The organism is Alicyclobacillus macrosporangiidus CPP55, assembly GCF_000702485.1.
Taxonomy (GTDB): domain Bacteria; phylum Bacillota; class Bacilli; order Alicyclobacillales; family Alicyclobacillaceae; genus Alicyclobacillus_H; species Alicyclobacillus_H macrosporangiidus_B.
This window is the reverse complement of the sequence record NZ_JNIL01000001.1, coordinates 774,265-797,879: the sequence shown is the minus strand read 5'-3', so window position 1 is coordinate 797,879 and position 23,615 is coordinate 774,265. Positions and strand designations below refer to the sequence as shown.

The 23,615-nt window shown below is 60.6% G+C and carries 31 protein-coding genes; 18 read left to right on the top strand and 13 right to left on the bottom strand.

Going from position 1 to position 23,615, the window contains the following annotated elements:
• Positions 1-23 precede the first annotated feature (23 nt).
• The 3 genes from N687_RS0104220 to N687_RS0104210 all read left to right on the top strand — a co-directional run bounded on the left by N687_RS0104220 (position 24) and on the right by N687_RS0104210 (position 3,439).
• A complete protein-coding gene (locus N687_RS0104220; RefSeq protein ID WP_029420669.1) occupies positions 24-1,151 on the top strand; it encodes a zinc-dependent alcohol dehydrogenase family protein in 1,128 nt (375 codons plus the stop codon).
• Positions 1,152-1,417: 266 nt separating this feature from the next.
• Positions 1,418-2,020: an RNA polymerase sigma factor gene (locus tag N687_RS0104215; protein WP_029420668.1), complete on the top strand. Its 603-nt coding sequence runs from the start codon at positions 1,418-1,420 to the stop codon at positions 2,018-2,020.
• 3 nt (positions 2,021-2,023) lie between these two features.
• Complete coding sequence (locus N687_RS0104210; protein WP_029420667.1) at positions 2,024-3,439, top strand: DUF4179 domain-containing protein; 1,416 nt, start codon at positions 2,024-2,026, stop codon at positions 3,437-3,439.
• Positions 3,440-3,642: 203 nt separating this feature from the next.
• Here the strand turns inward: N687_RS0104210 and N687_RS0104205 are convergent, their stop codons facing one another.
• A complete protein-coding gene (locus N687_RS0104205) occupies positions 3,643-4,548 on the bottom strand; it encodes an IS1595 family transposase (RefSeq protein ID WP_029420666.1) in 906 nt (301 codons plus the stop codon).
• A gap of 312 nt (positions 4,549-4,860) precedes the next feature.
• Entirely contained in the window at positions 4,861-6,357 is a 1,497-nt protein-coding gene (locus N687_RS0104200; protein ID WP_029420665.1) for an acetyl-CoA hydrolase/transferase family protein, read from the bottom strand.
• 180 nt (positions 6,358-6,537) lie between these two features.
• Here N687_RS0104200 and N687_RS0104195 point away from each other — a divergent pair, with 180 nt between their 5' ends.
• Both N687_RS0104195 and N687_RS0104190 read left to right on the top strand, forming a co-directional pair.
• Positions 6,538-7,710: a lactate 2-monooxygenase gene (locus N687_RS0104195; protein ID WP_029420664.1), complete on the top strand. Its 1,173-nt coding sequence runs from the start codon at positions 6,538-6,540 to the stop codon at positions 7,708-7,710.
• 87 nt (positions 7,711-7,797) lie between these two features.
• Positions 7,798-8,349, top strand: a complete 552-nt coding sequence (locus N687_RS0104190) for a DJ-1/PfpI family protein (RefSeq protein WP_029420663.1) — start codon at positions 7,798-7,800, stop codon at positions 8,347-8,349.
• 120 nt (positions 8,350-8,469) lie between these two features.
• Here N687_RS0104190 and N687_RS21930 read toward each other — a convergent pair whose 3' ends face one another.
• Entirely contained in the window at positions 8,470-8,934 is a 465-nt protein-coding gene (locus tag N687_RS21930) for a YbjN domain-containing protein (protein ID WP_051662932.1), read from the bottom strand.
• Between the two features lie 164 nt (positions 8,935-9,098).
• Positions 9,099-9,275, bottom strand: coding sequence for a hypothetical protein (locus N687_RS23680; RefSeq protein ID WP_156040026.1), 177 nt, complete (start codon positions 9,273-9,275; stop codon positions 9,099-9,101).
• Between the two features lie 889 nt (positions 9,276-10,164).
• Between N687_RS23680 and N687_RS0104175 the strand changes: the two genes are divergently transcribed.
• The 5 genes from N687_RS0104175 (at position 10,165) to N687_RS0104155 (ending at position 13,123) form a co-directional block, all read left to right on the top strand.
• Complete coding sequence (locus N687_RS0104175; protein WP_156040025.1) at positions 10,165-10,707, top strand: DUF2653 family protein; 543 nt, start codon at positions 10,165-10,167, stop codon at positions 10,705-10,707.
• A gap of 98 nt (positions 10,708-10,805) precedes the next feature.
• Complete coding sequence (locus tag N687_RS0104170) at positions 10,806-11,189, top strand: VOC family protein (RefSeq protein WP_029420660.1); 384 nt, start codon at positions 10,806-10,808, stop codon at positions 11,187-11,189.
• Between the two features lie 27 nt (positions 11,190-11,216).
• Positions 11,217-11,828, top strand: coding sequence for a DinB family protein (locus N687_RS0104165; RefSeq protein WP_231493395.1), 612 nt, complete (start codon positions 11,217-11,219; stop codon positions 11,826-11,828).
• Between the two features lie 83 nt (positions 11,829-11,911).
• On the top strand, positions 11,912-12,532 hold the full coding sequence (locus N687_RS0104160; RefSeq protein ID WP_029420658.1) for a DJ-1/PfpI family protein: 621 nt from the start codon (positions 11,912-11,914) through the stop codon (positions 12,530-12,532).
• 105 nt (positions 12,533-12,637) lie between these two features.
• A complete protein-coding gene (locus N687_RS0104155; protein ID WP_029420657.1) occupies positions 12,638-13,123 on the top strand; it encodes a DinB family protein in 486 nt (161 codons plus the stop codon).
• Positions 13,124-13,129: 6 nt separating this feature from the next.
• On the opposite strand, the gene N687_RS23675 is transcribed toward N687_RS0104155, so the two are convergent.
• Together N687_RS23675 and N687_RS0104145 are read right to left on the bottom strand one after the other, a co-directional pair.
• Positions 13,130-13,297 carry a hypothetical protein gene (locus N687_RS23675; RefSeq protein WP_156040024.1) on the bottom strand — a complete coding sequence of 56 codons (168 nt, stop codon included), beginning with the start codon at positions 13,295-13,297 and terminating at the stop codon, positions 13,130-13,132.
• 57 nt (positions 13,298-13,354) lie between these two features.
• Entirely contained in the window at positions 13,355-13,684 is a 330-nt protein-coding gene (locus N687_RS0104145; protein ID WP_029420656.1) for a DUF6054 family protein, read from the bottom strand.
• A 244-nt stretch (positions 13,685-13,928) separates the two neighbouring features.
• On the opposite strand from N687_RS0104145, the gene N687_RS0104140 reads away from it, so the two are divergent.
• From N687_RS0104140 to N687_RS24610, 4 genes are all read left to right on the top strand, one after another.
• The gene (locus tag N687_RS0104140) at positions 13,929-14,456 is read left to right on the top strand and encodes a type 1 glutamine amidotransferase domain-containing protein (RefSeq protein ID WP_029420655.1); all 528 of its coding nucleotides are present in this window, start codon (positions 13,929-13,931) and stop codon (positions 14,454-14,456) included.
• 116 nt (positions 14,457-14,572) lie between these two features.
• Positions 14,573-15,214: a TetR/AcrR family transcriptional regulator gene (locus tag N687_RS0104135; RefSeq protein ID WP_197029199.1), complete on the top strand. Its 642-nt coding sequence runs from the start codon at positions 14,573-14,575 to the stop codon at positions 15,212-15,214.
• A gap of 99 nt (positions 15,215-15,313) precedes the next feature.
• Positions 15,314-15,706 carry an IS200/IS605 family transposase gene (tnpA, locus tag N687_RS0104130; protein ID WP_419670115.1) on the top strand — a complete coding sequence of 131 codons (393 nt, stop codon included), beginning with the start codon at positions 15,314-15,316 and terminating at the stop codon, positions 15,704-15,706.
• A 374-nt stretch (positions 15,707-16,080) separates the two neighbouring features.
• Positions 16,081-16,752, top strand: coding sequence for an RNA-guided endonuclease InsQ/TnpB family protein (locus tag N687_RS24610; protein WP_231493394.1), 672 nt, complete (start codon positions 16,081-16,083; stop codon positions 16,750-16,752).
• 495 nt (positions 16,753-17,247) lie between these two features.
• Here the strand turns inward: N687_RS24610 and typA are convergent, their stop codons facing one another.
• From typA to N687_RS0104105, 4 genes are all read right to left on the bottom strand, one after another.
• On the bottom strand, positions 17,248-19,092 hold the full coding sequence (gene typA / locus N687_RS0104120; RefSeq protein WP_029420651.1) for a translational GTPase TypA: 1,845 nt from the start codon (positions 19,090-19,092) through the stop codon (positions 17,248-17,250).
• A gap of 117 nt (positions 19,093-19,209) precedes the next feature.
• Positions 19,210-19,524: a DUF1292 domain-containing protein gene (locus N687_RS0104115; RefSeq protein ID WP_029420650.1), complete on the bottom strand. Its 315-nt coding sequence runs from the start codon at positions 19,522-19,524 to the stop codon at positions 19,210-19,212.
• Between the two features lie 135 nt (positions 19,525-19,659).
• On the bottom strand, positions 19,660-20,031 hold the full coding sequence (locus N687_RS0104110; protein ID WP_051662929.1) for a YlbF family regulator: 372 nt from the start codon (positions 20,029-20,031) through the stop codon (positions 19,660-19,662).
• Positions 20,031-20,255: a hypothetical protein gene (locus tag N687_RS0104105; protein WP_029420648.1), complete on the bottom strand. Its 225-nt coding sequence runs from the start codon at positions 20,253-20,255 to the stop codon at positions 20,031-20,033. The genes N687_RS0104110 and N687_RS0104105 overlap by 1 nt, the downstream gene beginning before the upstream one ends.
• A 210-nt stretch (positions 20,256-20,465) precedes the next feature.
• On the opposite strand from N687_RS0104105, the gene N687_RS25045 reads away from it, so the two are divergent.
• Positions 20,466-20,594 carry a hypothetical protein gene (locus N687_RS25045; RefSeq protein WP_269320483.1) on the top strand — a complete coding sequence of 43 codons (129 nt, stop codon included), beginning with the start codon at positions 20,466-20,468 and terminating at the stop codon, positions 20,592-20,594.
• 120 nt (positions 20,595-20,714) lie between these two features.
• Positions 20,715-21,182, top strand: a complete 468-nt coding sequence (locus tag N687_RS0104095; RefSeq protein WP_029420647.1) for a hypothetical protein — start codon at positions 20,715-20,717, stop codon at positions 21,180-21,182.
• 18 nt (positions 21,183-21,200) lie between these two features.
• Here N687_RS0104095 and N687_RS0104090 read toward each other — a convergent pair whose 3' ends face one another.
• Together N687_RS0104090 and N687_RS0104085 are read right to left on the bottom strand one after the other, a co-directional pair.
• Entirely contained in the window at positions 21,201-21,470 is a 270-nt protein-coding gene (locus N687_RS0104090) for a DUF3055 domain-containing protein (RefSeq protein WP_029420646.1), read from the bottom strand.
• 40 nt (positions 21,471-21,510) lie between these two features.
• Positions 21,511-21,993 (bottom strand): IDEAL domain-containing protein, encoded by a 483-nt coding sequence (locus tag N687_RS0104085; RefSeq protein WP_029420645.1) that lies wholly within the window; start codon positions 21,991-21,993, stop codon positions 21,511-21,513.
• A 321-nt stretch (positions 21,994-22,314) separates the two neighbouring features.
• On the opposite strand from N687_RS0104085, the gene N687_RS0104080 reads away from it, so the two are divergent.
• On the top strand, positions 22,315-22,782 hold the full coding sequence (locus tag N687_RS0104080) for a cysteine hydrolase family protein (protein ID WP_029420644.1): 468 nt from the start codon (positions 22,315-22,317) through the stop codon (positions 22,780-22,782).
• A gap of 69 nt (positions 22,783-22,851) precedes the next feature.
• Positions 22,852-23,031, top strand: coding sequence for a hypothetical protein (locus tag N687_RS0104075; protein WP_029420643.1), 180 nt, complete (start codon positions 22,852-22,854; stop codon positions 23,029-23,031).
• 98 nt (positions 23,032-23,129) lie between these two features.
• Here the strand turns inward: N687_RS0104075 and N687_RS21925 are convergent, their stop codons facing one another.
• Positions 23,130-23,606 carry a YgaP family membrane protein gene (locus N687_RS21925; protein ID WP_051662928.1) on the bottom strand — a complete coding sequence of 159 codons (477 nt, stop codon included), beginning with the start codon at positions 23,604-23,606 and terminating at the stop codon, positions 23,130-23,132.
• Positions 23,607-23,615: the final 9 nt, after the last annotated feature.

Sequence of the window (23,615 nt, the reverse complement as noted above, 5' to 3'; positions counted from 1 at the left end):
CCGAAGACAGGGAGGCGTTATTTGTGCAAACGCGCGCTGCCGTGTTGACCGCCATGGGCAAGCCGGCCCCGTATGCGGAGAGCCGGCCGTTGGAGATCCGCACCGTTTACTTGGATGAACCTCAATTTGGCGAGGTGTTGATCCGCATCCGCGCCGCCGGCCTGTGCCACTCCGACCTGTCCGTGATCAACGGCAGCCGTCCGCGGCCCGTGCCGATGGTGTTGGGTCACGAGGCGGCGGGAGAGGTGGTCGCGGTGGGACCGGGGGTCGTGAATGTCCAGCCGGGCGATCACGTGGTCTGCTCCTTCGTCCCTACTTGCGGCTACTGCGTTCCGTGCCAGGAGGGCCGGCCAAATCTGTGTGAGACGGGCGCCGCGGCGAACACGGCCGGTACGCTTCTGGGCGGGGGCCGTCGCCTGCACCAAGAGGACGGGGCCGATATCCACCATCACCTGGGTGTATCCGGGTTCGCAGAATACGCCGTCGTCTCCCAGCACTCGCTCGTCCGGGTCGATCCGGACGTCCCCTTCGATGAACTGGCGGTCTTTGGATGCGCGGTGATGACCGGCGTCGGCGCGGTTGTCAACACCGCCCATGTGCCCGCAGGCAGCTCCGTGGCCATCGTCGGGCTGGGCGGCGTGGGGCTCAGCGCCCTCCTGGGGGCGTTGGCGGCGGGTGCCCGGCGGATCGTCGCCGTCGACGTCAACCCGGCCAAACTGCAGCAGGCGGAGGCACTGGGGGCGACGGATACGTTTGATGCGCGGGACCCGAGCGTGATCGATCAGATCCGGGCGGCGACCGGAGGGGGCGTGGAGTTCGCCATCGAAACGGCGGGCTCGGTGCCGGCGTTGGAGACCGCCTTCCAGATCACGCGCCGGGGCGGGACCACGGTGACGACCGGCCTGCCGCACCCGGATCACCGGATGTCACTGCCGCCGGTGGTACTGACGGCGGAGGAGCGGACGCTCAAAGGCTCGTATGTGGGGAGCTGCGTACCGGTGCGAGACATCCCGCGCTTCATCGAACTGTACAAGCGGGGGCGGCTGCCCGTGAACAAACTGCTCTCCGGGCACATTCGGCTGGACGAGGTGAACGAGGGATTCGATCGCCTGGATCGCGGCGAGGTCAACCGATTGGTGCTCGTCCCGTAGGGGTCCATTTTCTGGGAGATGTCCCCTCGTCTCCTGTCTGACTCTCGGCATCCAGGTGTCGGGACGCCTTTACGCTGGGCGCCCCCACTGGGCCAATCCCTCTTCTCTTTTCGTCTCCCGGCTCGTGGCATTCTCCTGTAGCCCCGAGCCGGGCGTTTCTCCTGCCATTTCTGCATCGGGCAAATGTGGCCCTGCACCTCCTCGAACTTCAGAGCCGTCCGTCCGTTGAACCCTTCACCCTCCTCCCGCGCGTATGTAAGGTGTCCATGTTCAAACCAGGAGGTGACCGCCCTACGGATACGGTGAATTGGCCCGAACGGGCCTGCGGCTGGCCGCCTGCGGCGACATCGGATGAGGCGGACGCCGTCCGAACGGCGTGGCTGCAGCGGCTGGTCGCGGAACACCAGAGCCGGTTGATTCATCTGGCCGCGTCGTACCTCGGGAGCATCCAGAGCGCGGAGGACTGCGTCCAGGAGGTGTTCATCACGGCCGTGAACCGGTTGGATCCGCATCAGCCTCCAGCAGCGGTGCGCACGTGGCTGACGACTTGCACCGTCAACCGAGCCCGGAGCATGCTGCGCGCCCGGCGGGTGCGACGCTGGGTGCTGATGGATGCTGAAGGGTTGAGCCGTCACGCGCCGGGCCGCCCGGATGACTACGCGGCCCTCGACGAATCGGGGGTGCTCGCGGAGGTCATGCGGTTGCCGGTCAAGTACCGGGAGGTGTTGGTGATGCGGTACTACCACGACATGAGCGTGGAGGAGACGGCGGCGGTGTTGGGCGTCTCGTCCAACACGGTCAAGACCCGGCTCAGGCGGGCGAAGGAGCGGCTGCGACAGGCGTTGGAACAGATGGACAGGGAGGGATGACGGATGGAAGGCTTGGAGGAACGGTTGCGGAAAAGCCGAGAGCGGGTGTGGCAGCACGCGCTGACCCTCGACGAGCGGGCGCTGATGCGTCGGGCACAGGCGGTTCAGCGTTTGGGCTTCGTGTCAAGGATCCAGAAAGGTGCAGGCGCCACGCGGCGATTGCCGCGAAGCATCCACCGGCGGCGTTGGGCGGCCGGAGGGCTGGCGGCCGCTGGCGTGATCCTGGCGTGCGGCTTTGCAGCTCCTCAGCTTCTGCATTTGGGACGGGACTTTAATCTGCTCGGGACCTCCGTCAGTCCGCCAGACGTGCGCATCCCGGTCCTGCAGGGCTACGGGCAGAAGGTCGGCCAGAGCGTGACGAGCCACGGGATCACGTTGACCATCGGCAACGTGTACGCCGATCCGGTGCGGTTCGAATTCGATCTCGTTGAATCCTTCGGCCCCGACGCACCGGCCAAGCCGGTGATCCGGGATCAGGACATCCAAATCGACGTCGACGGCCGCCCCATCCGCGGTTTCTCGGGCGGAGAGTTTCGGCCGACGGATGACGGACGATACGCCGGAGTGGTGTTCGAACCGATGCAGAACGAACAGCCGTTCTGGACCCTGCCGGAACAGTTCACTTTGCACGTGCACGTCCGGCACATCGGGGATGTGGCGGGGACGTGGGACTTTTCCATCCCGGTGTCGCGCGCCAAGATGGCGGCGGCCACGCGCGTCCTGCACCCGAACGTCCGCCGCGAGGCGGGCGGGGTGACGTTCGCCGTCGACGAGGTGGACGCGGCGCCGGACGAGACGTTGATCCTCGCTACCGTGACGGCCCCGCCGGGCGTAAAGCAGGACGCGGGCATGGCGTTCGACGTCGGCGGCATCCGCAGCACGGTCGTCGTGGACGACCAGGGCCGCCGCCTCGGTGCTCAGATCCTCGGATGGACGGACGCGGGCCGGGACCCGGCAGGGCGGTCGAAGTACCGGATCGTCATCGCGGCCGCCAAGTTGCCTGCGGACGCGCGTACGCTGACGGTGGTACCGACCGGGTGGAACGGGGCCTCCATCCGCTTGAACCCCGGTACGCCGGACGCGGGATCCACGGCCGGATTGCCGGTGTCAGTGGATCGGGTGCAGTTCCTTCCCGATAAGACAGTGGTGCACGTGAAGGCGGACGCGCCGCCCTCCGCGCTGTCAGCCGCGGGGCAGAGGCTGGTCGACTTCTCCCTGTCGGAGTCGGTGTCGGTCACCCAAGGGGAGGGCTTCCGGGAGGTCCCGCGCCAGAGCATACAAGCCGATCCGGCGGGCCAAGGCTGGGAACTGGTGTTTGCGAAGGCCGATCCAAAGCGGAACATCTCGCTCAACGTGTTGTGGCAGCCGCCGGTGGCGGGTTTGGCCGTGGAGGTGCCGGTTGCATCGGTGGGGCGGTGAAGGTGCGCCCCACCTTTTGCGCCCGATGAGCGGTGCTCACCCGTTTTGGATGGAGAAAATGGGGCGCCCTGCACGTTTGCAAAGTTCGTTCGAAGGCGGGCCCGGTGGACCCTACCAGCCACTGCACCGGGCCCGACCCTCCCTGGCCTTGCGCTGGTTGCGAGGCGCGGAAAAAGGCTAAGCCAGGTTTTCGTGGTACATGGCTATCCCGTCAGTTCAGCAACGGTGATTGGACTGGCAGAAATGGATGCCTGTAGCAAGCGATTGAACCATTCGCCCTGGAAATGGCGACGGTTATACCGATACGTGTACTCACTCAGATAGGCTTGCAGATGCTTGCCCTTGATCCCGTGGTACGTACCCAGCAGAAAAGTCTTGGCGTTGGACACGGCGCGGTGCAGCCACTTCATATGGTCCGGATTATTCTTAGGGTCGAATTTCATCGCCAACACCGGCCGGTCTTGAGCCACGGGCGCATAGGAGGGAAACCCGTCGCTCACGATGATAGCTTCCTTCTCGACATGCTGATTCAGAAAGGCAGCGATGGTCTCACCCTTCACATTCTCGACGGCCTGCATGCGCAAGTAGCCGGGCTTCCCGTCGGGAGACAGCGACAGTGCGACGAGGGTGGGCGTCTTGTTGGTACCACGCCCTGGTTTCGGGTTCTCGCCAGGACCGCCGACGTACGTCTCGTCCACCTCGACGATGCCGCCGAGCTTGTAGGATTGCTCGCGGGTGCGCATGGCGTGGCGGATCTTGTGCAGCATCGCCCAAGCGGTCTTGTAGGTGACGTCAATTTCGCGCGCAAGAGTCAGCGCCGATATGCCCCGCTTGTCGTGGGATGCGAGGAAGATCGCCGAGAACCACTTGCGCAGTGGGGTGCGCGACTTTTCGAAGATGGTGCCGACCGTCAGGGAAGTCTGATGTCGGCAAGCGGACGACTGACACTGCAGCAGGTGTCGGCTCCGGATTACGTAGAACCGGTCATGCCCGCACCGCGGGCAACGGAATCCATCAGGAAAGCGTAGGGAGAACAGGTGATTGCGGCATGCGTCGTCCGTGGGGAATTTGGCTTGGAACTCCAGAAGCGTCATCGGGCGCTGAAACATCGGCGCGTCGCCTCGGTCATGCATGATTCTAGTTTTTCAAAATGATTCTAGGAAACATACGTTCGCGTATCAAGTCAAGCTGAGACATGGGGATAGCCATGTCGTGGTAAATCCCCGGTTTTGACGCACTACTCCCGCGCCAAGGCGGGGGGTTAAGCCGCACTCTCTGATAAAACCGCCGCCCTGGGCCGCTCGGATGTAGGAGTTAGTAAGATAATCTTGCTTTCGAGACGGCCGGAAGTCGTTAGGACGCTCCCGATCTCGAGATTTAACCGCAAGAATCGGATACCGCGGGGGACTGGGATCTTTGCCCTATGGGTGCATCGACCCGGTATCCCGCAATCGCACATGCCACGACAACGCCTGTTCCAGCACGTGCGGGGTGTGGCCGCCCAGGCGGAGTGCGGCTTCGTAGTACTCGCGCAGGGCGTCCCGGTAGTCCGGGTGAGCGCACCGCTCGATGATGACGCGGGCCCGTTCGCGCGGGGCGAGTCCGCGCAGGTCGGCCAGCCCATGTTCTGTGACGATAATCTGCACGTCGTGCTCGGTGTGGTCCACGTGGGAGACCATCGGCACGATGCTCGAGATGCGGCCGCCTTTGGCGGTCGACTTGGTGACGAAGATGGACAGATAGGCATTGCGGGCGAAGTCGCCGGACCCGCCGATACCGTTCATCATGTGCGTGCCGAGCACATGGGTCGAGTTGACGTTGCCGTAGATGTCGGCCTCCAGCGCTGTGTTCATCGCGATCAGGCCGAGCCGCCGGATAATGCCCGGGTGGTTGGAGATCTCCTGTGGGCGAAGGACGATGTGCGCCCGGTAGTCGCCAAGGCGGGCCAAGACGTCGCGGGCGCGGCCGGGCGAGAGCGTGATCGCGCAGCCGGAGGCGAAGCGCAGGCGCCCGGTGTCGAGGAGATCAAACGCGGCGTCCTGCAAGACCTCCGAGTACATCTGCAGGTCGTGGAAGCGGGATTCGCGCAGTCCGTACAGGACGGCGTTGGAGACAGCGCCGACGCCCGACTGCAGCGGGCGCAGGGTCTCCGTCAAGCGTCCGGAGCGGATCTCGTGCTCGAGAAATTCAATAAGGTGGCCGGCGATCCGCTCCGTGTCTCCGTCCGGCGGGGCGAGATCGGAGAAGTGGTCATCCCGATCGGTGATGACGATGCCCGCGATTTTGTCGGGGTCCACCGGAATGGCTGGGGTGCCAATGCGATCGCTCACCTCAATCAACGGGATGGGATCCCGGTGCGGCCGCGGTCCGGGGACGTAGATGTCGTGTATGCCCTCGAGATCGAGGGGGTGATGGGTGTTCAACTCGACAATCACCCGGTCGGCCGTCATGGCGTACGTAGGTGAGTTGCCCACGGAAGTGGAGGGAATCAGCCAACCATCCTCGGTGATCGCGATGGCTTCGAGAACGGCCACGTCCAGGTTTCCCAATTGGCCCTCGCGGATCATCTCCACCGTCAGGCTCAGGTGTTGATCCACATACATCACGTCGCCTTGGTTGATGGCCTCTCTCATGCGTTTATCTGACTGAAACGGCATTCGGCGCGCCACCAGACCCGCTTCCACCAGGGTGCGGTCCACCTCTTCCGCCACCGAGGCGCCAGTCCACAGGTTGATGCGCAGCTTCTCGCCCGTCTTCTTGACTCTCTCGGCCAGTGCTGAGGGGACCACCTTGGCGTCCCCAGCCCGTGTGAAACCGCTGATGCCAACGGTCATCCCGTCCTGGATGCAGGCGGCTGCCTCGTCGGCGCTCACCACCCGCTCCCGCAGCTTCGCATGGCGAATTCGTTCCTCCCACACGACCTAACCCTCCTCCATCGCTTCACACCCATACTGTACCCGAGAGACGGTGGGACGCACATGCGCCACTCGTCTCAATGGCGGTGGTCCGCGTGGATGAGGTCCAGATGTGCTCTTTGGATCGTCTGCGTGAGGAATGTGATAGATTGGAATTGATTGAATCGGGAGGGGGCGGTGGGATTGACCACTCACGGACTGGATGCGCAACTGAAGATCTATGCGACGGCGTTGGAGCCCGGCGGCCGATACGACTGGCCGATTTCCGTGGACGAGTGGGCAAAGCGGGCGCGCGAGCGGCTGGCCGACGGGCCGTGGTGGTACGTGGAGGGTGGCGCGGGACAGGAATCGACCATGCGCGCCAACCGGGAGGCGTTTTACCGGTGGAGGATCCGGTCGCGGATGCTGCGAAATGTGGAGGACCGCGATCTCACCATCGAGCTGTTTGGCTGGAGGCTTCCTGCACCCTTTCTGCTGGCACCGGTCGGGGTGCAGTCGATTGTGCATCCGGACGCGGAGTTGGCCGTTGGCCGGGCGGCAGCCGCATACGGCGTGCCATTCGTCCTGAGCACCGTCTCCTCGGTTCCCATGGAACGGGTGGCGGAAGCGATGGGGGATGCTCCGCGGTGGTTCCAGCTGTATCCAGGGCGCGATCCGGAGGTCGTCGCCAGCATGATCTCCCGCGCGGAACAATCCGGGTACAGCGCGTTGGTGGTGACAGTGGACACCACCATGCTCGGCTGGCGCGAGCACGACCTGGCCAACGCCTACCTGCCGTTCTTGCAGGGCCAAGGACTCGCCAACTATCTCACCGACCCGGTATTTCGCAGCCGTCTGGCCCGTCCTCCGGAGGAGGACATGGCCGCAGCCATTCAGCACTTCTTGGCTGTGTATGTCAACCCCGCGTTCACATGGGAACATCTGGCTGGCATCCGGCGGCAGACGCGCCTGCCGCTTTTGGTCAAGGGCATCACGCATCCGGAGGACGCCCGTCGCGCCTTCGATCTCGGCGCCGACGCGGTGGTCATCTCCAATCACGGCGGCCGGCAGGTGGACGGCGGCGTGGCGGCGCTCGACGCCCTGGTGGAGGTACGCGAAGCGCTCGGGCCGGATCAGACCTTGCTCATGGACAGTGGTATCCGCTGTGCAGCCGACGTGGTGAAGGCGCTTGCGCTCGGCGCCCGGGCGGTGCTGGTCGGACGGCCGTACATCTACGCGCTGGCCGTGGGTGGCGAAGCGGGCGTGCGCCAGTGGATCGCACACAGCCTGGCGGAGCTGGACCTGCAGATGGCGTTGGCCGGGTACCGGTCCGCCGGCGAGATCGATCGGTCTTGTGTCGTGAGAGCGGAGCCGTGAGCCGCACCACCGCTTTTGCAACCCGGTGAAAACTGGGATAAGATAGTAGACGGGAAACCATCCAAGCACACGGGAGGGGGAAGGACCGTGGCGAAAAAGGTGCTGTTGTTGGCCGGCGACGCGGTGGAAGCGCTCGAGATCTATTACCCATATTATCGCCTGCTGGAAGAAGGCATTGCTGCGGATATCGCAGCCCCGTCGGTAAAGAAGTTGAACACCGTGGTCCACGATTTCACAGGATGGGACACCTATACGGAGAAGCCAGGTTACCTCATTGACGCGAATCTGGCGTTCGCGGACGTCAAGCCGGAGACGTACGACGGCCTCATCATCCCCGGCGGCCGCGCGCCGGAGTACATCCGGTTGAATCCGGACGTACCGCGGATCGTCCGGCATTTCTTTGAGGCCGGCAAACCCGTTGGCGCCATCTGCCATGCAGCGCAGGTGCTGGAGGTCGTCCGCGACGTGCTGCAGGGTCGCGAGATGACCGCCTATATCGCGTGCAGGCCTTCGGTGGAGGGCATGGGCGCCAAGTACATCACGGAGACGCTGCACGTCGATGGAAACCTGGTGTCCGGGCATGCCTGGCCCGATCTGCCCGGTTTTATGCGCGAGTTCCTGAAGCTGTTGAACCGATGATCGGGAACATGATGGAGCCGCCCACTCGGCCCGGTGTCCCGGGCGGGTGGGCGGCTCTCGTCTGGCACCATCCTGGCCGGCAGGGGCTGCAGGGGGGATGTTCCCCGCACCGCGCGGAGGTCAGTTCTGGGACTGGGCCTGCGCACGGGCAATGGCTTCCTCTGGCGATAGGTCGCCGAACAGGACGTTCATCAGGACAGGCAAGTGCATGTCCATGATGCGAAACCCGGCCATGATCAGGTTGTTGATAAATTTCGAATTGACCTCCACGAACTCCACGTCGACGCTGGTCCGGGTATAGATCTCGCCATCGCGCGGGTCCATTTCGAAATTTCCGATGAGCAGGGCATAGTTGAGCCGGTTGAGGAGATCCGCTACGGCCGCCTGTTTCTCCGCAGGTGCTCGAACCGGGGATCGACAGGAGAACACGATGAATTTGCGATCGTCATAAAGGGTGACGACGCCCTCCAACACGCCCCGTTCTGTTTGCAATGCCAGCCGGACGCCTCTTCCGGAATCGAGCAAGGTGTATGGCCAGTCCAATTCTTTGAGCGCCGCGGTGACCTGGTCCAACAGAGAAGACATGGGAAACCCTCTCCTTACGGGCATGAATGGGTGATACGAGGAATCCGTCACGGCGGCTTATGGCCGGGGCATGAGCGGGATTCGTACTCACGATACCACGGATTGGACTGGGCACACGATTATTGAGGAACAGCCGACGTCCATCGATTGTACCAAGCGCTGACTTACTCGGGGATACGAATTTTCTTCGTGCCTCGATCTGTGTGAATGAACATCAGGCGGCCTCGTTTTGCCGGTTTGACGTTCACGTCCTTCAGGACCACTCGGCCGAGGACACTGCCGGACAACGCTTTGGCTCCGCCGGACGTCTCCTTATTGCGCGCCTTGTTCAGGTTCAGCATTGGAGTCGCCTCCTCGATTCCATTCTACTATGAAGTCTCTCACAGCGTCCACAAATGCCAGGGTCATGACGAAGGAGGAAATCTATCATCGGCTCTTTCTTTTTGTCACGAGACATCTTTTTCCCTCCGGTCCGATGTGCACAAGTCATATTGTCCACAGTATTGCCAAGCGGTCGGAGGATAAACGGGTGGAAGGACCGAATCACATGTGACGAAGGGAGACTTCCGTGACCGGTGTTGAGTGGATGAACGAGCAACTCAAAGAAGGCTGGAGTACAGTTGTCTAGGTTACAGATGTAACTTTTCGCCAACTGCCGCGTCATATATGATGATCATGCAGGTCGTCCGGCATGGTTGGGCGCAAACGATGTCATTTGAATTTTTATGTTAAGGAGAATAGCTCGTGAAAAAGAGCATCCTGGTGTTCCTCGTATCCTTGGCGATGGTCACAGCCACGCCAACCGCCGCGCTGGCACAAGGGCTTGGCGGTAGTTCAATTCGAGGCAGCTCGAGTTCCTCGTACCATGCGTCCTTCGGATCGTCGGCCGGGTCCTATTCCGGGTACAAACCATCGTCGCCATCCAGTGGGTCATCCAGTAGCGCACTGTCGCCGTCCTATAGTACCAGTTTGGGTTCCAAGTCAGCGTCGAGCGGATCGTACAGTTCAGGACCGAAGTCCTATTCTGGGTCCTCGTCGTCGAGCGGCACTGCATCGCCACCGAGCTCAGGGTCGGGCACACCGTCATCCGGTTCAGGGACGTACCACTCCGGGTATACGGCGCCTTCCTACAGCAGTCGATCCGGTTCGAACCCCGTGTACACCGGGAGTGGCGCGCGCTCCTACGGTGGTCACTTTGGGTCGTTCCTCGGCGGATTCGTACTTGGAAGCATGCTCCATCCATTTGGATGGGGCTTCGGCGGAGGCTATTACCCGGCAGGTCCGGGATACGCTGGACCCGGATGGGGTGGACCCGGCTATAGCCCTGGTACGTCCATTGTGGGCACCATCGTCGACATCCTGTTGCTGGGCTTCGTCATCTGGCTTCTGGTCCGCTTGTTCCGGGCATTCGGCCGGCGTCGTCGCAGGTACGACGAGCCCATCATCGTACATCCGGGAGGAACGTCCGATCCGCGATACGTCAATCTGACCGAGCAGGACGTGGTGGATGCGTGTTGTGAGTTCATCGCGCGCCGGGAGGGGTGTACCCCGCAGCAGGTAGCCGTCGATTTACAGTTCGAACGGGACCCGGGGGTGTTCGCGGCCGACGCACGGATTTGGGGGCGTCATGGGGTTCATCTGACACAGCAAGACTTGGTCGACGCCGTCGCGGAGATGGTGGCAAGGGGCGAAAACGTCCGACCGGATCGAATCATGGTGGACTTGTTGTTCAACGAGAGCACGGGCGTGGGAGCAAACGTGAAGATTCTGTAACACGGGCATTTCAGCTCGCGTCACGGGCCCAGCGGGCCCAACGGCATGGTGCCAGACGAGGGATGATGAGATGAGTCCCGACCAGAGGAGGACCAAGTATGCCATCTGAATTGAACATCGAAAAGGTAGGCCAAATCTCCGTCAACGTCCACGATCTCCAACGTGCGGTCGTCTTTTACCGTGACACGTTGGAACTGCCCTTGATCTGGCTGGGGCCGAACATGGCGTTCTTCGCGTGCGGCGATCTGCGTCTTTACCTGAGTGTTCCGGAACGCCCAGAGTTCGATCACCCGTCGTCCGTCATCTACTTCCAGGTCCGAGACATCCATGAGGCTTGCGGCACCCTGACGTCCCGCGGTGTAGAACTGCTCGGTGCGCCTCACGAAGTGGGCCGTCTCGGCAACGTGGCGGTGTGGATGGCTTTTTTCCGCGACTCGGAAGGCAACACGTTGGCCGTCCAGAGCGAGGTTCCCATCCACTGACAAGGTGGGGGGGACGACAGATCCATTGTGTTGAGCCGTAAAGTTGGTGAAAGTGCGGTGGGCCACCGTTCAAGCGTGAAATGTGGCCAAGGAGGCATGGGAGAAATGACGCATCCATCCGTCCAATTGTACGAGTACCATGTATGGGCGAATGATAGGACGTTCGAGCACTTACGGCAATTGCCTGTCGAAGTGTTTCGCAAGGAAGTGCAAAGCGTGTTCTCTTCCATCGCCGAGACCATCGCACATATGTATGTGGTGGACAATGTCTGGTTACTGGCCATGTCCGGCGTAAGCACTGAGGAAATCATGGCGTCACGGAAATTGCTGAAGGAGCAAATCCAAGATCAAGACCTTGAATCGATGAGTGCAATGTTCGATGCGGTACAGGAACGGTATCGGGCGTTTTTTGAGATGCACGACATGGAGGACTTTTCACTGTATGCCCACCCTTCTCTCGGGTCAATGAGAGTTCGTTACTGCGATATCGTGCAACACGTCGTAAACCACGGAACGTACCACCGCGGTAATATCACGGCCATGTTACGGCAACAGGGTTTCTCTGGTGTTCCGACAGATTACGTGATATATCTTTTACAGCTCGGACCCAGCCGACAGAATGGTGGAACGGAATTGTAGATGGCGAAGTCCTCGATGCGGGCAGGGGCTGGTACAATCGCAATGAACTTTGTAAAGCATCTGAGGTAGCGGGAGAGGCTTCAATGGATCGGTCAGTTACCGTAGGAATACTTCTTTTCGATGAGGTGGAAGTGCTGGACTTTGCCGGACCGTTTGAGGTGTTTTCGGTCAGCCAGTTGCCGAATGGCTCTGTTCGACCATTTCTTGTGAGCACGGTTTCGGAAAACGGACAACTCATCCATGCCCGTAACGGATTGAAGGTTCAACCGGATTATGGGTTTGGGAATGCACCAGAGTTCGATGTCTTGGTGATTCCTGGGGGGCCGGGAGCGCGTGAACGGGAGGTGCACAATCCAAGCGTGATCGAATGGATAAAAGGACGGGAGGCTCGGGTGTCTATCCTGGCATCCGTATGTACGGGTGCTTTCCTGCTCGCCAAGGCCGGGCTGCTCAATGGAAAGAAGGCAACCACACATTGGGCAAGCTTAGACCGGTTCGCCAGGGAGTTTCCCGGCGTCACCGTGCGCCGGGATGTCCGCTATGTAGACGAAGGGCGCATCATCACTTCGGGCGGGATTTCCGCCGGGATCGACATGGCGCTGCACATTGTGGCCAAGATCTGCGGAGTGGAGGTCGCGCAGACGGCCGCACGCCGGATGGAGTACGACTGGCAGCCGGAGCGCGGCGGAGAAGCCCGTGCATAGACGGGGGGGGCATGAGGAATTTCACAGGCCGTCATGGATGTGCTGAGACGCTTGCACGCGTCGACCGACGGGATGAGATGGGTTCTGGTAGGGGGGAGGACGGCGATGAAAAGCCTGTTGGAACAGCAATACGATCTCATTCAGAAGACCAGGCAGTCCTTGTTTCAGTTCTTGGATGGCATTCCTCTTCATCATCTCCGGACCGAGCTGCCCAATTTCGGCCACGGCAGCATCCTGCGCACGCACTTCCACGTGGCGGACTGCTATTTGTATTGGCTCGGGGCGTTTGCACGGCTGCGCACGGAACCAGCGTTCGTCCCGGAGGAGGAAATTGCGCGGGCGGATCTCGGTGCCGTGCGGGATCGGTTTGCGCTCGCCGACGAGCTGGTGCACGATTTTCTCCGCACGTTTGAAGGGCGGTGGACTGAGCCCGTGTCGAACCATGTGCGCTGGCAGGCCGAACCGTTCACGACGACTCCGCTGGGGCTGTTGACGCACACCATCACGCACGAATTTCACCACAAGGGCCAAATTGTGACCATGACCAGGCACCTCGGATACATACCTCCGGACACGGACCTGGTGTTGTGAGGTGGCTCACTGAACTTCGTAATGCAGAGATACAAACTGGCCAGGGAGTGTGGTTTCATAAAACGCTGAAAATCCATGATCGCCGTCGCCCACGGCCTCTGCCTCAAATAACCAGTCGAGACTGCCGTTTTCCCTTGCAATGAAACCGTCCAGGCTCGTAGCAATATACAACACGACCTTGCGCCTCGTACGACACCTCCAGACCGTATTCGCCGGTGTGTTTCGGAGAGCCTATTCCTGGATGTGGTCTTTGAGAATGCGTTCGACCGTGCTGGCAAAACTGCTGGCGGCCCCCCAGTCGAATTTTAAGAACAGCCCTTCCGAACTTCCTATCGCGATGGAGCGCACCTCGGTCTGCCCATTCAGGTTGTCGATGATGACGACGAGCGCCGCCCGGTTACTGGTACGGAAATAATACCGTTCGAAGACCAACGTTCCAATCGCGCGTCCATCCCCCAAGTCATGGAACTCCTCATGCACCAGATCCGCTTCCTCCTTCTCACGGACCCTGTTGTAGGCTTCACCTGGAGACAGGTTCACACGAAAGCTCAGTTCACTCATGGTTCGGATTTCCTCCCCGCCGTTTTCTTCAGTGTATCATTTCACAGCCACGCCAGGGTGCGACTGTGGACCGATTGAACCGTGAGATAAGATCTGTGGAGCGCAGGTTGCGCAAAGGACGGCGTGCTGGATGGAGTGCGAATGGCAGTCTGATCGTGGCCGCTTGTGTGTTTGAGGGAATCCAAAAACGGGTACTGTACAGCATGGGCCTCACATCATCACTGTTGAAAGGAGCTAAGCAGAGATGAAGCGAGTCGCTTTCCTGCTGGCCAACGAATTCGAGGACTCGGAGATGAAAGCACCGTACGAAGCCATTAAAGGAGCGGGCCACGAAACGGTTATCATCGGGCTGAAAAAAGGTGAACAACTGACAGGCAAGAACAAACAGGCGACGTACACGACCGACGCTTCCATCGACGAAGTGAAGGCGGATCAGTTTGACGCGGTCGTCATTCCGGGCGGATCGTCACCGGAAAACCTGCGTCTGAACAAACAAATACAGCAGTTTGTCAAGGACATGGACAGTCAGGGCAAACTGATTGCGGCCATCTGCCATGGGCCGCAAATTTTGATCAGCGCAGGCCTTGCGAAGGGCAAGACATTGACATGCTATCCTCCATTAAAAGATGATTTGATCAACGCAGGCGCCCACTACGTCGATCAAGAAGTGGTGGTCGACGGCAACTACGTTTCGTCGCGGATGCCAGCGGACGAACCGGCGTTTATCCGCGAAACGTTGAACAAGCTGGGGGCGCCCGTCACGCAGGCTTGACCCGACATTCCGAAAGCCCCGGCGGTCCGGGGCTTTTACCGTATCCATACGGAACCCGGTTCTTGGTCCGGCTCAAGCGGTTGGGCACAATGATTTGTTGATCTGCAGCTGGCATTGTGTTATCGTTGACTTATCGTTCAGTCAAAGAGGTGGTTCTTATCCCGCGCACCGAGAAAGTCAACCAACAGATTCGCGATGAGCGAAAGGAACAAATTCTCGCGGCGGCAGCAAAAGTATTCGCTCGGAACGGATTTGTCGGGACGCGAGTCGATGACATCGCTTCTGCGGCGGGGGTGAGCAAGGGCCTGATCTACCACTACTTCGGCGGGAAAGAAGAGATATTCAACACCCTTGTCGACAGGGCCGTACGGGGGACCATTCACCTCTACCAGCACGCGTTTGGGTTGCCTGGGAGCGCCGCCGAGCGGCTGCGATGGTTGATTGAACAGGTGGTCGTCGGTTTGTCCGAGCAGCCGTACGTGTTCATGGTGGTTCTTCAGGCGTTTGTGAGTGACGCTGTGCCTCAGGAGGCGCGTCATGTTATTTCAACGTTGGCCGCCGAGATCCGGTCCATCGTCACCCAATTCATCGCGGACGGACAGAAAGACGGGGAGATTGTTCAGGGAGATCCGGAACACTTGGCATTTCTGTTGGGGTCATGCATCCAAGGATTGGCCGTTGCCAAGACCATGGCCATGCCCATGCCGTCTGTGTCCACTGCCGACAGCCTGATACGGCTGTTTACGCAGACTAGGTGACCAAAACTCGGCCGGCGCAAGCCCCGGGCTCAGCCCTGGGGATAAGGCGGCCAAATCTTTTGTTCTTAATTAGATTCCTTCATGATGTGTAATACTCTCATGGAGTACAAATCCAATCGAAACGTTGTGTATTCATGCAAATACCACGTTGTCTGGTGCCCAAAGTATCGTCGAAAGGTTCTGGTGGGCGGTGTGGATGAACGGCTCAAGGAAATCCTCCAGGCCGTAGCGGAAGAACGCCGTGCGGAAATCATCGAAATGGATGTCATGCCGGACCATGTGCATTTGCTCGTGGAAGTGGACCCGCAGTTTGGCATCCACCGCTTGGTCAAACTGATGAAAGGCCGTTCGTCAAGAATCTTGCGTCAAGAATTTCCGTGGCTTAGGAGCCGGTTGCCGAGCTTGTGGACCAACTCCTACTTTGTCTCCACCGTTGGAGGTGCGCCGCTTGCCGTCATCAAACAATACATCGAAAACCAAAAATCGGTATGAGGTACGGCGGCTGCGTTTGGCTTCTACCCCGCAACTCGATGCCTTAGCGCGGTCGGCGGGCAACCTGTATTCCACCGTCGTGGTGGATTTTTGGCGCACCGTTCGGAAACATGGCATTTGGTTAAAGCCGTCGGCCATGATGCGGTGGCATACGTCGAACCAACTTCATGCCCACAGCGCCGATGCGGTGGTGCAGAGTTTCTACGCCGCTCTCAAGTCCTGGCGCAAGCGGAGGAAGACGGATCCGCAAGCCAAACCGCCGAGCCCCTGTCTTGGTCGAACTGGGGTGGGCTGATTCGGCTTATGAACTACGGGCTGTATACTCCCGGCCCCCGGTAGAACCTGTTACAGAGGGAGGCGTAGTTGGAACCGACTTGGGCGAAGTTCATCTTGCCGTGGTGCACGACGGGAAGCGGACGACGATTTACAATGGACGGGAACTTCGGGCCAAACGGCAGTATCAGAACAAGCTCAAAGCCCGTCTAGCTGCGAAGCGGTCGCGATTGCAGAAAGGATCCCGCCGCTGGCGCAAACTGCGGCGAAGCATGCGGAAGCAGTTGCGAAAACTGGATCATCAGATTTGGGACATCCTGCACAAGCAGACCACAACACTGGTCTCCACCCTCCACGCGAGCAGGGTGCAGACGGTGGTCATTGGCGATGTGCGGGATCTCCGAAAGCGAGTGGATTATGGACCTGCGGCCAATCAGCGAATCCATCAGATGGTCAGCGGTAAAGTTCGCTGGCTAATCACGTACAAGGCTGAGCGTCTCGGAATGCGGGTGGTGCTCCAGGATGAGGCGTATACTTCACAGGAGTGCCCACGATGTGGCTGCCGCCATAAACCGAAAGGACGAGTGTATACCTGTCCGGCCTGTGAGTTCCGCTTTCACCGGGATGGCGTTGGGGCGATCAACATTCGGCGCAAGTATCTGGGCCGAGGCCCAGTAGTTGGGGTGATGGCGTCCCCCACGGGCGTGCGGTGGAATCCCCACCTGCGCGCCCGCGTAGCTCGCGATGAGCGAGAAAGAATCCCCGCCCTTTAGGGCTGGGGAGAACGTCAAGAATGCCATCGAAATCCCTCCATGGCAGCCGCGGGTGGCCAACGTCAGGCCGGAGCCAAGGCCGCTGCGGTGCTTTTCGAAATGCGAAAAACCGCCGGCGCGGACGCCTGCGGTATTGGGCACGGGATTCCGATGATCATCCATGGGTAGGGTGGGGGACCTGAGGATGGAAACACGCTCACCCTGTGCGGCGTAAAAGTGGAACTCTCGCCTCGCCCGCATCATCCAGTACCCACTTCAATCGAAAGACAAAACATCCCGTTCGTGTAGACCACGCAGGCGCCGCGCGCCTGATGCTATATGGTGGCTTACGAACGGATGGACCACATGATTGAAATGGATACCTCCACGGGATGATTTGACAAAGAGGTTCTATGTGAGTGTAACACGGATCCTGCGAACGGAGCAAGCGGGCGTGACCGCGCAGCGATCACGCCTATGATGAACAATGCCAACAACTGGCGCGCTGCGGCCGCGTCATCCGGATGACGGGCTCTTGCCGGCCTTGGCCAACTTTTCCCGTTCCGACTTGGTCAGTGCCCGTTTGCGCAAGCGGATGTGGTGCGGAGTGACTTCGCACAGCTCGTCATCTTCGATATAGGAGATGGCTTGTTCCAGCGTGAGCAGGCGCGGGGCCTTCAGGCGCACTGTCTCTTCCTTCGTGGACGAACGGACGTTGGTCACGTGCTTGGCTTTGACGATATTCACCGTCAGGTCGTTCTCGCGGTTGTGCTCGCCGACAATCATGCCCTCGTACACCTCGGTGCCGGGGGTGACAAACAGGACCCCGCGGTCCTCCAGGTTCTGAATGGCGTACGCCGTCGCGGTACCCGTCTCGCTGGCAATCAGCACACCCTGGCGGCGGGTGACGACGTCGCCCCGCCATGCGCCGTAGTGGTCGAAGCGGTGGTGCATTGTGCCGTAGCCACGCGTGAGCGTGAGAAACTCATTGCGAAATCCAATCAGGCCGCGTGACGGGACGATGAACTCGAGCCGCGTCATCTCGCCGGACACACTCGGCTCGAGCTTCAGCATCTCGCCTTTGCGAAGTCCGAGAGATTCGATCACGCTGCCGACCGCCTCCGACGGCACATCTGCGACCAAGTGTTCCATCGGCTCCTCCAGTTCACCGCGCTCGTTTCTGCGGACGATGACGTGCGGTTTGGACACCTGCAGTTCGTACCCCTCGCGCCGCATCGTTTCGATGAGAATGGAAAGGTGCAACTCACCGCGGCTCGAGACGAGCCAGGCGTCCGCATCCTCCGTGTCCTCGACGCGCAGAGACACATCCGACTCCAGTTCGGCGAGCAGGCGCTCACGCAGCTTGCGCGAGGTGACGAACTGCCCGTCACGGCCTGCGAAGGGGCTATCGTTGACCATGAACGTCATCTGCAGCGTCGGCTCGTCGATGGCCAGAAGCGGGAGGGGTTCGATCACGTTCGGATCGCACACCGTCTCGCCCACCGTGATCCCCTCCACACCGGCGACGGCCACGATGTCCCCGGCGCTGGCGGCATCCACCTCGACGCGCTTGAGTCCGGAGAAGGAGAACAGCTTGGCCGCCCGGGTGCGCTGCACGCTCCCGTCCCGCTTGACCACGGCGATGGGCTGTCCGGCCTTGATCCGCCCGCGGGCAATCCGGCCGATGCCGATGCGGCCCAAGAACTCGTTGTAATCGAGCATCGTCACCTGCATCTGCAGCGGGCCTTCCGGGTCGCCTTCCGGAACCGGGATATGGGAGACGATGGCGTCGAACAGCGGCCGCATATCCGTGCCGAGCTCACTGGGGTCGGTGGAAGCCGTCCCGCGCAGGGCTGAGGTGTAGACCACGGGGAAGTCGCACTGGGCTTCGGTGGCGCCGAGATCGATGAACAGGTCCAACACCTCGTCCACCACTTCCGCCGGGCGTGCGTTCTCGCGGTCCATCTTGTTGATGACCACGAGCGGGACCAATCCGGCCTCCAATGCCTTCGAGAGGACGAACCGCGTCTGCGGCATCACCCCTTCAAAGGCGTCGACCACCAGCAGTACGCCGTCGACCATCTTGACAATGCGCTCCACCTCGCCGGAGAAATCGGCGTGCCCGGGGGTGTCGACGATGTTGATGCGGTGCGATCCGTACGGGATGGACGTCGTCTTGGCGAGGATGGTGATGCCTCGCTCCCGTTCGATGTCGTTGTAGTCGAGCGCGCGCTCTTCAATGTGTTCGTTGCTCCGGAACAGACCGGACTGCCGGAGCAACTGGTCGACCAGGCTGGTCTTGCCGTGGTCGACGTGCGCCACGATGGCCACGTTGCGAAGGGACGAACCGGTTGCGTGCATGGAGTCCTCCTTGAGGCGAACCTGTACGGCGGGATGGCACGTGGGGCGCCCCCGACGGTGGACACAAAAAACAGGCCAACCGCGAAGGTCGGCCCGGGAACGCGCACAGGCTACGCTTCAGCCCTCTTCATCCTCGTCGTCCAGGTCGTCCATATACTCATTGTAGGCGTCGACGACCTTCTGCCATTCCTCGTCCGACTCGATGTCTTCCAGCACCATGTCCTCTCCGTCTTCTCCGGCGATGCGGAAGATGACGCCCTCCTCGAGGTCGTCGTCGATGGGAAGCAGGATGGCGTAGTCTTGTTCGTCGACGGTGATCACGTCGCCAAGGATGAAGCGGTGTTCCTGGCCATCCTCGTCTTCGAGCACAATCACTTCATCTTCGAATTCGTGGTCGTGCTCATGCTCGTGGGTGTGATCATGATCTGCCATTGCCGAACCTTCTTTCCCCCATCACGGGAAGCATACCCACCGAACATACCATGCCGGCGGCAACATTGTCAAATACTGCTGAGACGTAGTGCGTCGCGTCGGAACGGCATCTCCGATGCCCTAACAGTCCGGCCCTCAGCCGCCCTCTTGGACATCGGCCACGCGTTCCAGGACAGCCCGTGCCAGCCGCTGCGTGAGTGCCTGCAGGAGGTCATTGACCGCGGCCTGGGCCCGTTGAAACTCCGCCACTTCCGGTATTTTTTCCAGCCGGTTGAGCAAGGATTCCGTCTCCCGCAGCAGGTGAACGTAGTGCATCGGGGGAACCTGCCGGGCCTGGAACTCAGCGACCTGTTCCTGAAGGTCCTTCAACTCCTGGATCATCCGGCTGGCGGTGGGATGCGACTTCATCTTTGCCTCGGCTTCCTGATACCGGGCGATTTCCGGCGCCTGCATGATGAGGTCCGCCAGTTCCTCCGTCTGGGCCCACAATTCGTTTCGGTCAAGCATCACGATCTCCTGGCACCGTGGTGGAAATGATGGTGGTTTTCGTTCAGGTGCTTGAACGGTTCGGATGGCTCATTCTCTATCTTGTCTCCGATCACCGCCAGGGCGATGGACACAATGGCGAGGATGGCCAACAGGGTGTATGAATGCGTCAGCAGACCGACAAGCACCAGCGCAAATGCCAATGTGAACAACAGATATCGCACGTTGCGTGTACGGTTGATCATGGGTACAACTCCTTTTTATCCTCGGCACAGGCGGATGGTGGGTGTCCCCAGCATCATTATACTACAGAGGGGCCTTGGATGGCGCTCATCGGTCCGCCAGACGGAAGCCGGTGGCAAAATCTGCGTGAGCGGGTGTATGAACCCTTGACCGGGCCTTGAATCATTTTTAAGCTAAAGAGGGAGTCTAGGCGGCGAAAGGGGGCGCGGTTCGTGCACGGATTGTTAGGCATGGCGGTGGCGGCCTTGGGCGTCATCTGGATGTTGGTGACGTGCGCGTCCGAGACCAAGGAGAATTTCGACCGGGCGCTGGCCAAGGAGTCTGAGCGCGCGGAGGCGTAAACGGACAGGAGGCGGCAGGGGAAACCCTGCTGTTTTTCTGTGATCGGACGGGGCTCATTCGGTGCAGGCAGCCCCGCGACCGGACGGTCCGTGCGGCACCGATGGATGGGGGCGGCGAAAGTGCAGTGGGAGAATCCTCGGTACGCCTTTCCGAAGGCGAACCAGTACGCGTTTCTGTTCGAAAACGCACACCTGATGCTGTTCAGCTGGGACAGAGATGATGCCAAATTCCTGTTCCTCATCCGGGAGCAGCGCGAGGACGGACTCGTGCTGGACTATCCGGGGGAGACGTTCACCCAGCGGGTGCTCGATACGGTACAATCCATCTTTTTCGTGCAGGTGCAGGAGGAGGGCGGGGAACCGCAACGCTATGTCCTGGGCAGTTATTTCGTCGCGGGACAGCAGGCGTACGGGGCGTACTATCCAGCCGAGGGACATTCCGGATCGGAGGTGGTGCTGTTCCGCGTGGAGGGGGAGGCGCCCGACCTGCACCTGGAGGTGCCAGAGGATGACGAATACGAGGTGGCCGCCCGCGCCTTTGCCGAGCAGCACCATGACTTTATGGAGGTGCAGGGCGCGAACCGTTGATCGGGACGCGCCCAGGGATCAGAGGTTGGCGAGCAACAGCTCGGAGAACTCGGCCGCCTCGTCCTCGCTGCGGATGTCGAACGCCTGCATCAGGTACGGGATGTTCGCAGCATCTTCATCGTTCAGGATGGCGGTACGCCCGTTCTGAATGGAGATCACCAGCCGCTTGCCGAAAAAATGGCCCGTGGTGACGATGGCCACGTCATATCGGCCGTGTTCCCCCGCGTACCCGAGGTAGCGGGTGCTGGTCTGTTCTGTCTCGTCGTACAGCAAAAATCCTTCCGTCATGCGTTCGACTCCTCCCGTGAGATAAGGCGGCCTTGTGAATTCAAAACAGGCCGCGGTTGTGCGTATTCGTGGAGTCATACGACTCCGCCAGGAGCGCATTCAGTTCCCGGCTTGCCTTGTAGAACAACTCCCGGTCCCGCTTTTCCAATGCTTCGTCGATGGTCCGGCGCAGTTCCAACTTGCGCGCGTCGCGCCGAATCACTTCCTCCAACACCTGCGTGACCTCTCGCGGCAGGGGCAGGTCCGGCAGGTTGATGAACAGATACAGCGTCTCCTGTTTGTTGAGGTACTGCTTCAGATGCTCCAGGATCTCGTTCGGTTGGCTGATTTTGTGCATCGTGCCCCCGGACGGAATCCGTGCGATCATCCCATGCCGCCCGATGATGAGCAGCGGCACATTTTCCAGCACGATGTGCGTCATCTCAATCTGTTGGTGGTGGGAGGCCAGGAAGTCCACTATCGCATCTGCCCCGGCAGGGAGGATTTTGGTTTTCAGCAACAGCAGCTCTTCTCTTGCAACCATGTCCATCCCTCCTCAACAAGCCATGGCGCCCTGGCAACGGGATCGCTGCAACGAACGGGATTGATGCACTGTATGCCACTCGCCCGGTCGACGGCGCGGCATCGGTCAAAGCGGCGCAGATGTCTCATCGTACTGTTCTTATATTTTATCAGAACACCCGTTTGGGGAGAAGATGGTATACCGAAGGTACAAGGTGTGAGCAGCAGGGAAACGTGGTATACTGCGTATGATAAAATTGTAACACGTGGCGCCCCTGGCTTCACCGGCGGGCGACACACGTGGTACGATGGGTGCGGAAAGCGATGGAAGGGTGTGAACCGTGTGCCGAAGGGTCTGATTGTCCTGGACGTTCAGGAGGATTTTCTGCGCAACACCTTGGATTACATAGCGCCGCTGTGCCAGCGGTACATCAACCAGCATGCGGATGAGTACGCTGCCATCATCCTGACGAAGTGGGTGTACGACGAACTGCAGGGCCGGGACACCCTGCTTCTGTCCCATCCGAAGGCCCATGTTGTTGAAAAGCGGTCGTATTCCGGCTACACGGAAGACACGAAAAAGATCCTCGAGGCAGAAGGCATCGATGAAGTTCACATCGCTGGTGTAGACTCCGAAGGTGCGGTGCTCGCTACCATGTTTTCCCTGGTCGATGCCGGGTATGACGTCAAGATCCTCGAGCGTTTGGTGACCGGGTACCACGGCCGGAATTGGGAAGCCATGATGATTGCCCGTCACGTCATCGGCAGCGAAAACGTGTTGAACATTGGAGGAGACCGGGTCTGGGTGTGACCCGATACAACTTTTGCCCGAAGACCTTCCGAGCCACCCCGCGCATACTACGCATGGGGAGGCGGTGCCATGGAGGACTGGGTGTACTTCGCCGGGCTGTACGATTCCAAATTCGAGGCGTATTGTGCCGTGATGTGGATTGAAGCCGACGAGCGCATCCGTGGCGCGGTCGCTCCGGGGGAGGTTCAGGTGTACCAAACCCGCAGAGGGAAGTACGGGGTGAGGTTCCGCCGGACCCGGGTGGTTTGAAGAGCCGGATGGCCCGTCACGGAGTGGGGAAGACCGATGGAGCGGTCGAAGAGACGGGGGTTCGCGCCAACGCCGCGCGACCCCCGTTTCATCAGCAGTCACTGGTACGCTTCGTTGATTCCTTCTTTGGCGATTTCCTCAAGCGCCCTGGCTTCGTCGCGATCGATCCCGCGGTTCTTTTCGTGCGCCCTTTCCAACCCGTGTCGCCGTTCGCGCTCCGTATGATCCGCCTCATCGGCCAACTCATGGCGGGGACGGTCCCGATGGGCTTTCGGCGCCTCGCGGTCGGATGGACGATGCACACCGTGCGGTGCATCCTTCCCGCCTGCCCTGTGTTCGTGCTGCTGCGGCCGCGCCTCCAAATCATCTTGGACGAGTTCGGCAGTGGCTTGCGCCAACTGGACGAGCGGGCACCAACCGGTGATCCCTTCGGCCACCTTCATCGCCCCGAGGCCCGCCAGCGCGTACCGGGAGAGAGACAATTTTCGCTGGCCTGATGCGCTGGCCAACAGGACGAGGCCACCGGCGAGGCGAATGTATCGATCCACAACGCCGAGATTCGGTTTGATGTGCACGCGCCTTGC